General features: G+C 73.3%; 11 protein-coding genes and 2 tRNA genes. 4 read left to right on the top strand and 9 right to left on the bottom strand.

Annotated elements, in window-relative coordinates; genetic code table 11:
• Positions 1 to 290 precede the first annotated feature (290 nt).
• From J4709_RS50780 to J4709_RS50760, 5 genes are all read right to left on the bottom strand, one after another.
• Positions 291 to 363, bottom strand: a tRNA-Lys gene (locus J4709_RS50780).
• An 84-nt stretch (positions 364 to 447) separates the two neighbouring features.
• Positions 448 to 1,020 (bottom strand): response regulator transcription factor, encoded by a 573-nt coding sequence (locus tag J4709_RS50775; protein WP_208252724.1) that lies wholly within the window; start codon positions 1,018 to 1,020, stop codon positions 448 to 450.
• A 211-nt stretch (positions 1,021 to 1,231) separates the two neighbouring features.
• A tRNA-His gene (locus tag J4709_RS50770) sits at positions 1,232 to 1,307 on the bottom strand.
• Between the two features lie 70 nt (positions 1,308 to 1,377).
• Positions 1,378 to 1,974, bottom strand: a complete 597-nt coding sequence (gene orn, locus J4709_RS50765; protein WP_208252723.1) for an oligoribonuclease — start codon at positions 1,972 to 1,974, stop codon at positions 1,378 to 1,380.
• Positions 1,975 to 2,017: 43 nt separating this feature from the next.
• Positions 2,018 to 2,656 carry a pyridoxamine 5'-phosphate oxidase family protein gene (locus J4709_RS50760; protein WP_208252722.1) on the bottom strand — a complete coding sequence of 213 codons (639 nt, stop codon included), beginning with the start codon at positions 2,654 to 2,656 and terminating at the stop codon, positions 2,018 to 2,020.
• 69 nt (positions 2,657 to 2,725) lie between these two features.
• Here J4709_RS50760 and pdxR point away from each other — a divergent pair, with 69 nt between their 5' ends.
• Positions 2,726 to 4,156 carry a MocR-like pyridoxine biosynthesis transcription factor PdxR gene (gene pdxR / locus J4709_RS50755; protein ID WP_232385329.1) on the top strand — a complete coding sequence of 477 codons (1,431 nt, stop codon included), beginning with the start codon at positions 2,726 to 2,728 and terminating at the stop codon, positions 4,154 to 4,156.
• A 24-nt stretch (positions 4,157 to 4,180) separates the two neighbouring features.
• Here pdxR and J4709_RS50750 read toward each other — a convergent pair whose 3' ends face one another.
• Positions 4,181 to 4,834, bottom strand: coding sequence for a hypothetical protein (locus tag J4709_RS50750; RefSeq protein ID WP_307802156.1), 654 nt, complete (start codon positions 4,832 to 4,834; stop codon positions 4,181 to 4,183).
• Between the two features lie 541 nt (positions 4,835 to 5,375).
• On the opposite strand from J4709_RS50750, the gene J4709_RS50745 reads away from it, so the two are divergent.
• The gene (locus J4709_RS50745; protein ID WP_208252721.1) at positions 5,376 to 6,461 is read left to right on the top strand and encodes a phosphotransferase family protein; all 1,086 of its coding nucleotides are present in this window, start codon (positions 5,376 to 5,378) and stop codon (positions 6,459 to 6,461) included.
• A gap of 37 nt (positions 6,462 to 6,498) precedes the next feature.
• On the opposite strand, the gene J4709_RS50740 is transcribed toward J4709_RS50745, so the two are convergent.
• The 3 genes from J4709_RS50740 to J4709_RS50730 form a co-directional block, all read right to left on the bottom strand.
• Entirely contained in the window at positions 6,499 to 7,980 is a 1,482-nt protein-coding gene (locus J4709_RS50740) for an RNA polymerase sigma factor (protein WP_208252720.1), read from the bottom strand.
• Positions 7,981 to 8,188: 208 nt separating this feature from the next.
• Positions 8,189 to 9,694 carry an RNA polymerase sigma factor gene (locus J4709_RS50735; protein ID WP_208252719.1) on the bottom strand — a complete coding sequence of 502 codons (1,506 nt, stop codon included), beginning with the start codon at positions 9,692 to 9,694 and terminating at the stop codon, positions 8,189 to 8,191.
• Between the two features lie 267 nt (positions 9,695 to 9,961).
• On the bottom strand, positions 9,962 to 12,319 hold the full coding sequence (locus J4709_RS50730; RefSeq protein WP_208252718.1) for a substrate-binding domain-containing protein: 2,358 nt from the start codon (positions 12,317 to 12,319) through the stop codon (positions 9,962 to 9,964).
• A gap of 340 nt (positions 12,320 to 12,659) precedes the next feature.
• Here J4709_RS50730 and J4709_RS50725 point away from each other — a divergent pair, with 340 nt between their 5' ends.
• Together J4709_RS50725 and J4709_RS50720 are read left to right on the top strand one after the other, a co-directional pair.
• Positions 12,660 to 13,475 (top strand): TrmH family RNA methyltransferase, encoded by an 816-nt coding sequence (locus tag J4709_RS50725; protein WP_208252717.1) that lies wholly within the window; start codon positions 12,660 to 12,662, stop codon positions 13,473 to 13,475.
• A 143-nt stretch (positions 13,476 to 13,618) separates the two neighbouring features.
• Positions 13,619 to 14,260 carry a hypothetical protein gene (locus tag J4709_RS50720; RefSeq protein WP_208252716.1) on the top strand — a complete coding sequence of 214 codons (642 nt, stop codon included), beginning with the start codon at positions 13,619 to 13,621 and terminating at the stop codon, positions 14,258 to 14,260.
• The last annotated feature ends 8 nt before the right edge of the window (positions 14,261 to 14,268 follow it).

Raw genomic sequence — 14,268 nt, 5'->3', positions numbered from 1 at the left:
GGCAAGAAGCCCGCCAGCAACTACGACACCGGCACCTCCGTCGGCCACCTCAAGGGCGTCAAGTACCAGGTCATCTCCTGGGGCCACGGCGCCGGCACCAAGGGCACCCCCAAACCCCTCGGCTAACCCAAACCCACCCCACACCCCCCAAGCACGGACCCCGCTCCCGCCCCCAGACGAGAGCGGGGTTCCGTCGCTTTATGAGAGGCCCCCGCCCCAGCGGGCGCCCGTCCGGCGGGCATGAGAAAAGGCGTACACCGATCTACGGTGTACGCCTCGTTCATTGCGGGTGCGCCGTCAGGGACTTGAACCCCGAACCCGCGGATTAAGAGTCCGCTGCTCTGCCAATTGAGCTAACGGCGCTTGCCTCTCAGGGGCTCCGGCCTCGGCCGGTGTCCCTGGCGACAGGAAGAACAGTAGCAGGACCCGCGGACCAGTGCGAATCGGTTAGTCCCTGCCCGGCAGGACGCTCACGATGCCGCGCCAGAGCGCGATCGCGGTGGCGCGGGAGCTGACGCCGAGCTTGCCGTAGATGCGGTTGACGTGGTTCTTCACCGTCTTCTCGCTGAGGAACAGCTGCCGGGCGATCTCGCCGTTGGAGCGGCCCGTGGCGATCAGGTCCATCACCTCGGCCTCGCGCGCGGACAGCCCCAGCGACACCCGGTTGGCGTCGCGGACGCTGCGGATCACGTCGTGGACGGTGAACGCGCCGGGCACCAGGTGCCCGCAGGCGCCGCCGCGGATCGCCGTCTCGACGGCGGGGCCGTCGTCGGCGGCGGCCAGCACGAAGACCCGGGACGAGCGGCTGAGCGGGGACGCGTGCTGCGCGGCGCCGGCGTCCAGCAGCACGATGTCGGGCCGCAGCCGTTCCGCGAGCGGCACCGCCGCCGCCGCGTCGTGGGTCTCGGCCACGACCTGCAGCTCGCTGCTGCCGTCGAGCAGGGAGATCACATCCGCCCGCACGTGGGCGTCGCCGTCCACCACAAGTACGCGCAGTGGGGCGGTCTCATCGACACTCATCCGTCGCCCTTGGGGTGTCATTGGCGTTTATAAGGACGGAGCATAACCGTCCGATCATCCAGAGCCAACGAATGAACACGCGTGCCGCGGCGCCGGACCCGCCCGGAACGCGCCGATCCGCACCCGCCGGGCGCCCCGCCCCGCGGCTTCCGGAACACCCCGCACATGGAAGAAGCCCTGGCCATCTCCGCGATGACCAGGGCTTTTCGCCTGGGGTGAGTGAGGGGACTTGAACCCCCGACATCTTGGACCACAACCAAGTGCTCTGCCAGCTGAGCTACACCCACCGCGGCCGGAATCGCTTCCGGCTCCAAGTAGTGTAGCGGCTCCCGGGGAGTGGGTCAGCCGCGGAGCGCGTCAGCGGGCGGAGATGTCCGCGGCGAGGGCGCGGGCGGTCTCGGAGTCGGGGCCGGGCTGGGGGACGAACACGGCGGCGCGGTAGTAGCGCAGTTCCTGGATGCTCTCGGTGATGTCGGCGAGGGCGCGGTGCCCGCCCTTCTTCTCCGGGCTGGCGAAGTAGACGCGGGGGTACCAGCGCCGGGCCAGCTCCTTGATGGAGGAGACGTCGACCATGCGGTAGTGCAGGTGGGAGTCCAGGGCGGGCATGTCGCGGGCGAGGAAGGAGCGGTCGGTGGCGATGGAGTTGCCGCACAGGGGGGCCTTCTTGGCGTCCTTGACGTGCGAGCGGACGTAGTCGAGGACGGTCTCCTCGGCCTCGGGGAGCGTGATGCCGCCGGGGAGCTCCTCCAGCAGGCCGGACGTGGTGTGCATGTCACGGACGATCTTGGTCATCTGCGCCACCGACTCGGGCGGCGGCTTGATGATCACGTCGACGCCCTCGTCCAGGATGTTCAGCTCGCTGTCGGTGACCAGGGCGGCTATCTCGATGAGCGCGTCGGCGCGCAGGTCGAGTCCGGTCATTTCGCAGTCGATCCACACGAGCCGCTCGTTCATGGGTTTCACCCTACGACCATGGACGACTGCGCGGGGCATCGAGTTACCGGCCGGCCAGGTGCGGGGGGACGGAAATGCCCGGGCGCAGCGCCGGGTCGGGGACGGGGGCGCCGAACGCCTGCCGGACGGGCAGGACGCCGGCCCAGACCGGCAGGGCGTAGTCCTCGTCGTCGTCGCCGGGCGGGCCCTGGCGGACCTTGACGGACGCCTCGTCGAGGGGGAGGGCGAGGACGGCGACGCCGGCGAGCTCCTTGCGGGTGGGCTGCCGGGCGGCGTCCCACTGGCCGGGGGCGAGCTGCTCGGTGATGACGCGGAGCGCGTCGGACTTGCCGTCGTCGGGGACCAGGGACGGCACGCCGTAGATCATCGCGCTGCGGTAGTTGATCGAGTGGTGGAACAGGGACCGGGCGAGGACGATGCCGTCGAGGTGGGTGACGGTGACGCAGATCTCCTGCGACGGGGCGGTCATCATGCTGGACGCGCCGGTGGAGCCGTGCACGTAGAGGGTGTCGCCGAGGCGGCCGTAGCAGGTGGGGACCACGCGCGGCGTGCCGTTGACGACGATGCCGAGGTGGCAGATGAGGCCGGCGTCGAGGATCTCGTAGAGCGCGGCGCGGTCGTCGGTGGAGCGTTCCGGGTAGCGGCCGAGGCTGGTGCGGGGCGTTGCGGAGAGCGGCTTCATGTCCGTTTACGCTAGAGCGCGAGTGGCCTGGTCAGTAGGGCCACTTGGACGGGAAAGCCGGAGACCACTTTGTCGATCGATCTGCCGCTCAGCATTGACCGGGACGCCGCGGAGCCGATGAACGCCCAGCTCGTAGCGCAGTTGCGGGCCGCGATGCGGGAGGGGCGGCTGGCTGCGGGCGAGCGGCTGCCCGCGAGCCGGGCGCTCGCGGGGCTGCTGGGCGTCAGCCGGACGGTGGTGACGGAGGCGTACGAGCAGCTGTACGCGGAGGGCTGGCTGGAGGGCCGGCACGGGTCCGGGACGTACGTGACGGACGGCGTCGCTGCGGACCCGGCGCCGCGGCCGGAGGAGCCTCGGAGCCTGCCGGGGAGCACGCGCCGGCCCGCGCGGCCGGGGGAGATCGACCTGCGGCCCGGGATGGCGTGGGTCGGTGCGCTGGACACCCCGGCGTGGCGGCGGGCGTGGCGGCTCGCGGCGGGCATGCCGCCGCAGCAGCGGCAGGAGCCGCACGGGGTGCCGGGGCTGCGGGTGGCGCTCGCCGACTACATCCGGCGCAGCCGCGGCGTGGCCTGCCCGGTGGACGGCCTGCTGATCACGCGCGGCGCGACGAACGGCCTGGACCTGCTCGCGGCGACGATGCTGCGGCCCGGCGACCGGGTCGGTGTGGAGGAGCCCGGGTACCGGCGCGCGCGCTCGGTGCTGGCGGGGCGCGGCGCGGAGATCGTGCCGTGCCCGGTGGACGAGCATGGCCTGATCGCCGACGACCTGCCGGACGATCTGCGCCTGGTGTACGCCACGCCGTCGCACCAGTACCCGATGGGCGGGGTGCTGCCGGTGCCGCGGCGGCAGGCGCTGCTGGCGTGGGCGCGGCGGACCGGCGCGCTGATCGCCGAGGACGACTACGACGGCGAGTTCCGCTACGACGTCGCGCCGCTGCCCGCCCTGTACGGGCTGGACCCGGACGTCGTCGTCTACCTCGGCACGTCGGCGAAGATCCTGACCGCGGACATGGGCGTCGGCTGGCTGGTGGGGCGTCCCGACCTGGTGGCGGCGATCGCGCTGCGGCGCGAGGAGCTGAACGACCGGACGGCGGTCGTCCCGCAGCACGCGCTCCGGCTGTTCCTCGAACGCGGCGACCTGGACCGGCACGTCCGGCGGATGCGCGGGGAGTACGCGCGGCGCCGCGAGGTGGTGGTGCGGGCGCTGGACGGGCTGCGGCTGCGGGGCGACACCGCCGGGCTGCACCTGGTCGTCGACCTGCCGCACGCGGTGGCGGAGCGGGTCGCGCGGGACGCGGCGGACCGCGGCGTCCTGGTGGACCCGATGGAGCGCCACCACGCGGGGCCCCGGTCGTTCGGCGGGCTCGTCGTCGGCTACGGCTCGGCGGGCAGCGCCGCCGAGCTGCGGGCGGGGTGCGCGATCGTCCGCGAGCTGGCGTGCGCGGCGCTGTCCGAGGACGCGGCGCGGTCCGGGGACGCGGCGTCCGGCGCCGCGCGCTGAACCGGGCGCCGGAGGTCCGGCCGGCTAGTTCGACAGGGCCGACGAGCCGACCGGGACCGGGTCGCCCTGCGGCGGCGGATGGTCCGGGGTGGACGGGGCGGTGGGCAGCGGCGCGGTCCGCGCCGGACGCGCGGGCGCGTCGGCCGGATCCGCCCGGACCGGGTCGTGGGCGCGCGGCGGGCGCGCCAGCAGCAGCGGCGCGGCGGGCGGCTCGGGCAGCGGTGCGCGGGGCGCCGGGATCGGTGCGACCGGGGTGTCCGGGCCGGTGATGCGGCGGATGTCGATGCCGCCGGGGTCCGGACGCTCGGCCAGCGGCACCTGCGAGGCGCCGAAGTGGCCGCCGCGCGCCCATTCCCGCCGGGACCGCTCCGCGTGGTACGACTGCGGCGACGGCAGCGGGGGACCGGCGGGCCAGCGGCGCGCGACGCCCCAGGTGTCCAGCCACGCGACGATCGCCTCGACGCCGATCAGCAGCGAGCCCGTGAACGGCACCCGGGACTGCCCCACCACCATGATCTGCACGCAGGCGCGGCCCTCGCGGCCGGCCGGCATGCCGAGCAGGCGGGCCGCCCGGGTGACCGGCACGAGCTGGACGACGTCCCCGGAGCCGGGGTGCCAGACCAGGTGCGGCGGCCGTTCCTCCTTGAGCAGGTCGGCGGCCGCCGAGCGTGCCGACACGCTGCGGGGGTCGCACTCTCCGGACAGCCATACGGCTCGGGGCGCACCTCCCCGTAGCGCTCCACCGTCCTGTCGTGCCGGCATGCGGCCGGCTCCCGGCAGCCATGCGTCTGCCACGGTTGCGTCCCCCCAATCGGGCGGTCTAGCCCCGAATGGTCTAGTCCTCTTCTCTTAGCCCAGCGGGACCCAGAGGTCCAGCTCGCCGCCATGGGCTGGGAACAACGGCCGGCCCTGCCGACCACGGCGGAGCCCACTCTCCGCGGCAGTCGAAGCAGAGGCGTACCCAGGCGCTCTTGCGAATCCACCCGTGCAAACCCGTTTTCTCCGCAAGTTTCAGCCGCTCGGAGGTTTAGTGGCATTTCGGACATCATTCCCGCAGGTCACCACCGTGACGGGGGTCCGGTTTACCGCCTCCGGGTGGTGTCCGGATGTGGCCGAAGGGTTACCGAGCGCACAGACCGGCCCCGCCGGGACCCTCCCGCGGCCGCACTCCGGGGGTCGGCTGCGCGGCCCGCACCGAGCCGCGTTCTAATGGTGGGTCATGACCGCTGACGCTGACCTTCCGGCCGGGGTGCCCGGCATCGACGTCCCCCGCCTCGCGGCCTGGCTGGCCCGCGAACTGCCCGACGCCGGCCGCATCGGCGCGGTCGACCTGATCGCGGGCGGCCGCTCCAACCTGACCTACGGCATCACCCTCGCCGGCGGCCGCCGCATCGTGCTGCGCCGCCCGCCGCTCGGGCACGTCCTGCCGACCGCCCACGACATGGGCCGCGAGTACCGGGTGCTGTCCGCGCTCGGCGACGCCGGGTCCGTGCCCGTCCCGCGCACCCTCGCGTTCTGCGACGACGAGGACGTCATCGGCGCCCGCTTCTACCTCATGGACTTCGTCGACGGCCGCGTCCTGCGCACCCGCGAGGACGCCGACGACCTCACCCCCGAGCAGGCGCGCGGGCTCAGCGAGGCCCTCGCCGGCGCGCTCGCCGCCATCCACACCGTCGACGTGAAGGCCGCCGGCCTGGAGGACTTCGGCCGCCCCAGCGGCTACATGGCCCGCCAGCTCAAGCGCTGGGGCAAGCAGTGGGACAGCTCGCAGGAGGCCGTCAAGGCCACCGGCAACACCCACGACCTGCCCGAGTACGACCGGCTCGTCGCGCGGCTCGCCGAACGGCTCCCCGCCGACGCCCCCGCCCGGCTCGTGCACGGCGACTTCCGGCTCGACAACGCCCTCGCCCGGCTCGAGCCCCGCCCCGAGATCGCGGCCGTCGTCGACTGGGAGATGTCGACGCTCGGCGACCCGCTCTCCGATCTCGGCCTCACCCTCGTCTACTGGGCCGAGGCCGGCGACGCCGAGCAGCTCCCCGTCGGCGCCACGATCACCTCCGCGCCCGGCTTCTTCACCCGCCGCGAGTTCACCGAGCGCTACGCCGAGCTGACCGGCTTCGACCTCGCCGACCTCGACTTCTACGTCGCGTTCGCGTGCTTCAAGCTCGCCGTCATCCTCGAGGGCATCCACGCCCGCTTCCTGCAGAACGCGACCGTCGGCGAGGGCTTCGACCAGATCGGCGCCGCCGTCCCGCTGCTGCTCGGCCGCGCCCACACCCTCCTCGACACCGGCTCCCCCTGGTAGACCCGCCCGCGGCGGGCCGCGTCAGCAGTACCCGGCGTCAGCAGTACCCGACGGACGCGGACCCGCCCGGCGCGATCGAGACGGAGCCGTCCTGCGGCCACCAGCACGTCCCGTTCGTCCGCGACACCGTCACGCCACTGGACTGGCCGGCCGCCAGATGCCCGGATCCGCCCGCCCTCAGCTCGCCGGAGGTCCCGGTCACCCGCCAGTTCACCGGCCCGCCGACCGCCGTCACGGTGACCGTGCAGGAGCCGTGCCGGCCCATGTCGCACCCGCTCACCGTCAGGTGGCCGGGCCGCGGGGGCGCCTGCGTGGTCGGACGGGACGGCGGGCGGGTCGTCGGGTCCTTCGTCGCCGACTCCGTGGGGGACGGCGACTTCGACGGGGACTTCGACGGCGACGGGGACGAGGACGTGGGCGACGCGCTCGGGGACGGGTCGCTGGGCATCGGCTCGGTGGGAGTGCTCGGGTCGCCGGAGCCGCCGCTCGGACCGGTCGACGCCGAGGACGGCGTCCCCGCCGCGTCCGGCTCCGACTCGCCGCCGAACGCCGTCATCGCCCCGGCCACCACCACGATCGCGGCCACGGCCGCCGCGGCGGCGCCGATGATGGGGCCGCGCCGCCGGCCGCCGGTGCCGCGGTCCTTCGCCCGCGCCGGCGTCGGCTCGTAGGGCAGCGGCCAGCCGTACTCGTCGAACGGCTCGGTCCACGCCGCGATGGCGCGGCGGTTGCCGGCCCGGTCCTCGGCCGTCGCCGCCGTCAGCACGTCCAGCCGCAGGTCCGCGGGGATCGCCGCGATCGGCAGCACCGACAGCAGCCGGTCCGCGGGCAGCGGCGGCGTCTCCAGCTCCGCGCACACCGGGCAGCTCGCCACGTGCCGGACGAGCGAGGACGCGGTCTGCGGCGCCAGCGGCCACGACTCGGTGAGCGCCGAGACGCTCGGGCAGTCCTTCCAGTGGTTCTGCGCGATCAGCGCCGCCCGGATCGCGGCGTCCAGGCCGATCCGGGACCGCTCCACGATCTCGAGGGTCTCCTCGAGCGGGATGCCGAACACGCCGGACAGGTCGACCTCGTCCAGCTCGTGCCGGACCGACAGGTCGATCGCCTCGCGCTGGCGGCCGCTGAGCGCGGCGAGCGCGCTGTGCGCGAGGAGCCGGCGCTCCTCGCGGCGGGCCAGCTGCTCGGCGGACAGGTCGTCGTCGGCCTCCGGCGCCTCCTGCCCGACATGCCGGTTCGGGCTGTCGCGGCGCCGCATGCACTCCTTGCGGGCGATCGCGTACAGCCAGCCGCGCAGCCGGTCCGGCTCGCCGAGGCGCGCGGCGTGCTCGCGGGCCGCGATGATGCAGTTGCGCAGCGCCCCGGCCGCCTCCACGCGGTCGCGCAGCAGGCCGTGGCAGTAGTCGAAGAGGAATGGAGCGTAGGCGTCGTACACCTCGGTCAGCGCGATGACGTCCCCGGCCCGCAGCGACTCCGCCAGCCTCAGGTCGTCGTTGTGCCCGGACCCCGGCTCACCGGCCACGGAACCCTCCAGTCGAATCGGTGTCGTCGAACGTGCCCCCGGTGAGCGCAGGCGTCGTGACGCCCCATGGCGCGCTCTGGTTGCCCGATCTTGCCACCAACTTGCTGGAATTTCTCCCGTTGGTCCGAATTTTGTGACCGTGACGGTACGCGGCGTGGCCGTATCGCCTTGTGGATCGGTGTCTACACGATCGAATGTGATGTGGGTCTCACTGTGTGGACGCGCCGCTTCCGCCGTCCTGGGGAGCGCAGGTCAGGGTGACCGTGGCCACGCCGTTGGGCGAGAACCGGACGGTGCCGCTCCCGCCGTTCGGGTCGCAGGCGCCGGTGACCGTCGCCGTCCCCGCGCCGCCCTCGGCGAGGCTGCCGCCGCCGCTCGCGGTGACGCCGGAGGCGCCGGCCACGGACCAGGTGACGGGGCCGCCGACGGCGTGGACCGGGATGGAGCAGGTGCTTGAGCCGGGTGTCGAGATGCTGCACGAGCCGACCGACAGGGTGCCCTTGGCGGGCTTGCTGTGGGTCGGAGCGGGCTGGGTGCTGTGGGACGGCCGGCCGTGCGTGCGCGTGGGCGTCGGCGTGGCCGTGGTGTGCGTCGGCGTCGGAGTCGGAGACGTGCTCGTCGCCGTGGGCGACGGCGACTCCGAGGGCCGCAGGGACGTCGTCGACTCCGACGGGTCCGGCGCCGAGGACGACCCCGACGGCGTGGACTGCGCGCTCGTGTTCCCCGGCGACCCGCCCGGCATCAGGAAGAACGCCCCCGCGACGATCAGCACGACGGCCGCCGCGGCGGCGAGCGCCGGCCACAGGGCGCGCGGCGCCCCCCGCCGGCGCGGCTCCTCGGCCCCCTGGCCGGGATGCTCCGGCCAGCCCCACGCGTCGAACGGCCCGGCGCGGTGCGCGATGGCCGCCATGTCGGCGGCGAGCGCGGCGTCCGTCGCGGTCGCCATGACGTGCCCGCGCAGGTCCGTCGGCATCATCGCGACCGGCAGGACGTTCAGCAGCCGCGCCGCGGACACGTTCCGCTCGCGCCGCGCCGAGCAGACCGGGCAGCCCTGGATGTGGTGGACGAGCCGCCGGACGGCGGGCGGCGGCAGCGGCCGGTCGCCGTCGGCGGCGAGCCCGGCGACCTCCGGGCACTCGTCGCGGCCGGAGTGCGCGACGTGCGCGGCGGCGAGCGCGTCGTCGAGCCGGGCGAGGGCGGTGCCGGTGAGGTCGGTGGCCTCCTGGGCGTCCAGGCCGAGGACGGCGCCGATGTCGGCCGCGTCCAGGCCGTGCCGCAGCATGAGGTCGAGTGCCTCCCGCTCGCGACCCTTCAGCCCCGCGAGCGCGCCGTGCACCAGCCGCCGCGCCTCCAGCCGGCGAGTGAGCTCCTCGCCGTCCAGGAAGCCGTCCGCGACCTCCGGGGCCTCGTGCCGCTCGGTGGGGCGGTCGGGGTCGCGCAGCCGCCGCATGCACTCGTGCCGGACCAGCGCGTACAGCCAGCCGCGGAACCGCTCGGGCTCGCGCAGCACCGGCACCTGCGCGTACGCGGCGACGAGCGCGTCGTGCAGGGCGCCCGCCGCGGGCTCCTGGTCGCGCAGCAGCGCGTGGCAGTAGTCGAAAAGGCGGGCCGCGTAGCGATCCATGACCTGGATGAGGGCGCCGGGATCGCCGGCCGCCAGCTCCCGCGCGAGACGTTCGTCGTCCGCGCGGTCGAGGGTGGGCCAACCGGACACAGGGTCCTCCCGCGGGATCAGGGTGCTGCCTCTGGGGCGGTCCTCGTCCTCGGCGTCAGGGACGGGCTCAGGGAAGTCAGGGGAGCGGTTCCGCTCTCCCGGGCCCGCGCACCGGGCGGCTCCCCGTCGCGGGCCGGGGAGGGAAGAAGGTCGGAGGCCCGACGGCCCCGCTCCCCGTCGGGCCTCCACAACAATGACGGCCGACTCCCGCGCCCGGTTGACGCCGATTCCAAGAAAATCCCGGAACTACCGGGCGCGGTCGGAGGACTACGAAGTGATGCGCCGCGACAGCATCTTCAGGAAGATCTTGGAGATCTCCTGCGGCGTCATCGCGACCTGCACGTTGCCGTCGGTGGCCGCGGCGATCTTGTCCAGCTCGCCCCGGTCGACGCCCTTGCCGAAACCGATCATGTTGACCTGGATCGGCTTGTTCGGGTCCTTCAGCTGCTTCAGCTCCGAGAGGGTCTGGTCGAGCGTCGGCCCGTCCGGGTCGTCGTTCTGGCCGTCGGTGAGCAGCAGGATCGAGTTGCCGAACTCCGGCTTGTAGGTCTTGTTCATCAGCTTGTACGCGTCGAGCATCGTCCGGTACAGGCCCGTGTCGCCGCTCGGCTTCGGCTTCATCTGGTTCAGTACCGACAGCACCAGGCCGCGCCGCGTGGTGGACCCGATGCGGTCGCCGAGCGCGCCGATCGGCACCGTCTGCTTGTACGGCACCTTGCCGTTCATGTTGGTGGAGAACAGCCACTGGCCGAGCTCGGTGTCGTTCGACATCATCGCCAGCCCGCCCTGCGACACCTGCGCGATCGCCTGCAGCCGGTTGGTGTGCGGGGCGACCTGCTCGGCCATCGAGCCGGACACGTCGATCAGCGTGAGCATGCGCAGCCCGAGCGTCAGCTTCGACCACGCCTGCATGACCTGCGCGACCTCGTCGCTCTTCGGCGTCGGCAGCTGCCGCGGCCGCGCCGGGCTGACCCCGGTGGCCGCGCTGAAGCCCTCCGGCGCCTTGCCGTCCGGCGTGCGGAACCCGAGCCGCCGCAGGTCGCTGCGGGTCGCGTCGGTCGTCATCGCCTTCTCGAGCAGCCGCGCGGCCTTCTGCTCGTCGGTGTCGCGCGTGGTGACCGTGAACGGGTAGTCCATCGACAGCGTGCCCTCGGTCGGGTACAGCGCCACCGCGGGCTGGGCCGGCTTGGTCTGGTTGTAGGTCCACAGCGCCTGCTCCGACGACAGGGAGATCGGCTGCTTGCCCGTCCGGTCCTTGCTGAAGTGGGCGAACTCCTCCGCGGTTGACGGAACGAGGTTCTCCCGGACGGTCCGGACTATGCCGGTGAAGATCGAGTCCTTGTTGGGGTCGTTCGCCAGCAGCATGCTCGTGATCATCAGTGAGCCCATGCCCGCGGCGTTCTTGCTCGGGTCGGGCACCACCATCCGCACCGAACCCGCAGGGATCATCTGGTTCTTGGTCACCGCGCCGCCCGCGACGCCGCCCGCCGCCTTCAGCAGGTTGTCCCAGGACGGGCTGGCCGTGACGCCCTGCTTCTTCAGCTGGACGGCCAGCGACTTCGGCAGCCCCACCACGATCGGGCTGCTCGCCAGCGAGGTCTTGGCCGACTCCAGGTTCTTGTCGCCGCCCTCGCCGCGGGCCAGCGCCGTCCACAGCGAGGAGTCGGGGATCCACACGTCCGGGCGCTGGTTCTGGGAGTCCGCCACGCCCTGCCCGGACAGCAGCGTCGCCGCCGACGCCGGGTCGACCTTCTTCACGTCGGCGCGCACGCACTTGCCGCCGACCTTGTGCTTGGCGTCGTTGAAGCGGCCCGCGGCCTTCACGATGGCCGGCTGAATGTCGGGCGCCGCCGCGACGGACAGGCTCATCGCGTCGTCGCCGGAGCAGCCGCCGCCGCTCTCGGCGAACGCGTACACGCCGACGCCGAGCAGCAGCGCCAGGCCGACGGCGCCCGCCATCGGCCCGATCAGCGCGGCCTTGCTCCGCTTCCGCTTGCGCTTGCCGTACTCGTAGCCGCCCGTCCCGCCGCCGTAGCCTCCGGAACCGCCGTTGCCGCCATTGCCGCCGTTGCCGCCACCGGAACCGCCGGATCCGCCGCCGTAGCCGCCGGACCCGCCCGCGCCCGCGGCCCCGCCGCCGAAGAACCCGGCCGGCTGCTCGTCCGAACTGCGGATCGAGTCGTACTCGCTGTAGCCCGTCCCCGCCAGCGGGGACGAGGAGCGGCCGGGCGGCGGCTCCTGCGGCGTGGGCGCCGCCATCGGCTCCTGCCGTCCGGCGCCGTACCCGCCGGACCGCCCGAGCCCGTACCCGCCCGCGTCCGACGCGCCGGTGAACCCGCCCGCGCCGTACACCGGCTCCTCCGACGAGCGGCGCGGCGTGAACCACTCGGGCGTCTCGCCCGGCGCCGCCCCGGGCGGCGCACCGCCGGGCGTACTGCCGGGCGGGCCGTCGGGCGCGCCCGGCGGCGGCCCGGCCTGCGGCTCCTGCGTCAGCGGGCGGCTCTGGGAGTCCCTGGTGCCGAACCAGTCGGAGGACCCGTCGTTCGCGGGACCGAACACGGGAGTGGACGGGTCGTGCCCGCCCTCGTCCCCCTCAGGGAAGTCATTGCGATGACGTCCGCTCATGGCTGCCCTCGATTCACCAGAAACCCGCCGATGTTCCACGGCACTGTAGTAGTACGAAGTAGAGGTTACAAAGAACTCAAAATCGATGATGACGCAGGTCATCAGCGTATGTCCGGACGATCCTGGCAATCGTCCCCGCCGTCACGCCCCGCGTTCGGGGCGTCGCCGGGCGGCGCCACGTCCGCGATCATGGGTGGACCGGGCCCGTTCCGGGCGCCCGGGACCGAGCGTGATCCTCCCGCAAACCGGACCGCCGCGCGCGGCCGGAACCGGCCGGAACCGGCCGCCGCACCCCCTTGCCCCGGCCCGGCCACCCCGCCCGGGCCGCCACAATGAGGGCATGGCCAGCTTCCTCACCGTGACGTCCGCGACCGACCCCCGGCTGGCCGACTACACCCGGCTCCGCGACGTCAACCTGCGCAAAAGCCTCGAAGCCGAGCACGGACTCTTCCTCGCCGAGGGGGAGAAGGTGATCCGCCGCGCGATCGCCGCCGGGCACCCCGTCCGCTCCCTGCTGATGGCGCGCCGCTGGACCGAGCCCCTCACGGACGTCCTTGACAGCGTCGACGCCCCGGTCTACGTGGCCGACGACGCCACCCTCGAAGGCGTCACCGGCTTCCCCGTCCACCGCGGCGCCCTCGCCTCCCTCGAACGCCTCCCGCTCCCGCCGCTCGCCGCCGTCCTCCGCGACGCCCGCCGCGTCCTCGTCCTCGAGGACCTCGTCGACCACGCGAACGTCGGGTCGATCTTCAGGTGCGCCGCGGCGCTCGGCGTCGACGCGATCGTCCTGTCCCCGCGCTGCGCCGACCCCCTCTACCGCCGCGCCGTGAAGGTGTCGATGGGCGCGGTCTTCGCGATCCCGTACGCCCGCATGACCAACTGGCACGACGACCTCGGCGAACTCCGCGCCGCCGGCTTCACCCTGCTCGCCCTGACCCCCGACCAGGCGGCCACCCCCATGGACAAGGCCGCGATGGGGGACCGCGCGGCCCTCCTCCTCGGCTCCGAAGGCGACGGCCTCACCTCCCACTGGCTCGACGAGGCCGACGAGCGCGTCTGCATCCCGATGAGCCCCGGCGCGATGTCCGCCGGCGTCGACTCCCTCAACGTCACCGCGGCGGCCGCGATCGCCTGCCACGCCCTCCTCCGCCGCTGAACGAAGGCCCGGCCGAAAAGGCGCGCGGAAAGGCGGCCGTCTCCGTTCGGCACAGGGCGTGGACCGTTCGGCCTGCGGCTTTGCCGATATGTCGGCGCGGGCTGATATCGTCCCAGGCCGCGCCGCCACGAGGAGCCGCCCCCATGGGACGAAAGACGGAACGATCCCGCCGGTCCCGGAAACGCCGGGAACTCGCCCGCCGCATCGCCAATCCGCCGAACTGGGTCTTCATGGCGATGCTGTTCTCGTCCTTTGTCCTGTCCATCGAGTTCCTGCTGGCGCCGATGTCGTTCGTGCGCAACGGCGGCGAGACCATCGCCGTCGACACCGCCACGGTGACGTCCTGCCACCGCACCGTCATCACCGGCTGGGCGCAGTACGGATGCGCGCTCGAGAAGGACGGTGAGCCGTACCGCCCCGTGTACATCCACAGCCCCCTGCTCAAGACCTTCCGCCCCGTCCACGGCAAGGTCAGGTTCGAGGTCCGCGAAGACCACGGCAAGAGCGGAACGTCCTACGAAATAGTCAAGGAAGGAACCTGGCGTCCTTCCTTCGTGCTCCTCATCCTGGTGGCGCTCTTCTACTTCGTCATGGGCGGCGTCATCTTCTCCCTGCTGAGGCGGGCGATGAAGGGATGCGCGGCGTTGCTTTACCGCTCAGCGGACCGCATTGCCGCTGAAAACGCCGAAGCGGGAGCCCGGGCCGGCGAACCCCGGACGAGCGGTCGAAAGCCGAACCCCGCGAATTCGGAAACGGCCGAACCCGGGGCCCTCGACGGGCCTTGAAAAGGGCG

This window comes from Actinomadura violacea, assembly GCF_017573465.1.
Classification (GTDB): Bacteria; Actinomycetota; Actinomycetes; order Streptosporangiales; family Streptosporangiaceae; genus Spirillospora; species Spirillospora violacea.
The sequence above is the reverse complement of the archived record's forward strand: the minus strand, read 5'-3'. Positions and strand labels throughout refer to the sequence as shown.

Excerpts from the sequence above, each read along its gene's own strand:
- J4709_RS50725 (WP_208252717.1), top strand. The coding sequence starts at position 12,660 with ATGGCCAGCTTCCTCACCGTGACGTCCGCGACCGACCCCCGGCTGGCC.
- J4709_RS50730 (WP_208252718.1), bottom strand. The coding sequence starts at position 12,319 with ATGAGCGGACGTCATCGCAATGACTTCCCTGAGGGGGACGAGGGCGGG.
- J4709_RS50775 (WP_208252724.1), bottom strand. The coding sequence starts at position 1,020 with ATGAGTGTCGATGAGACCGCCCCACTGCGCGTACTTGTGGTGGACGGC.
- J4709_RS50720 (WP_208252716.1), top strand. The coding sequence starts at position 13,619 with ATGGGACGAAAGACGGAACGATCCCGCCGGTCCCGGAAACGCCGGGAA.
- orn (WP_208252723.1), bottom strand. The coding sequence starts at position 1,974 with ATGAACGAGCGGCTCGTGTGGATCGACTGCGAAATGACCGGACTCGAC.
- J4709_RS50760 (WP_208252722.1), bottom strand. The coding sequence starts at position 2,656 with ATGAAGCCGCTCTCCGCAACGCCCCGCACCAGCCTCGGCCGCTACCCG.
- J4709_RS50745 (WP_208252721.1), top strand. The coding sequence starts at position 5,376 with ATGACCGCTGACGCTGACCTTCCGGCCGGGGTGCCCGGCATCGACGTC.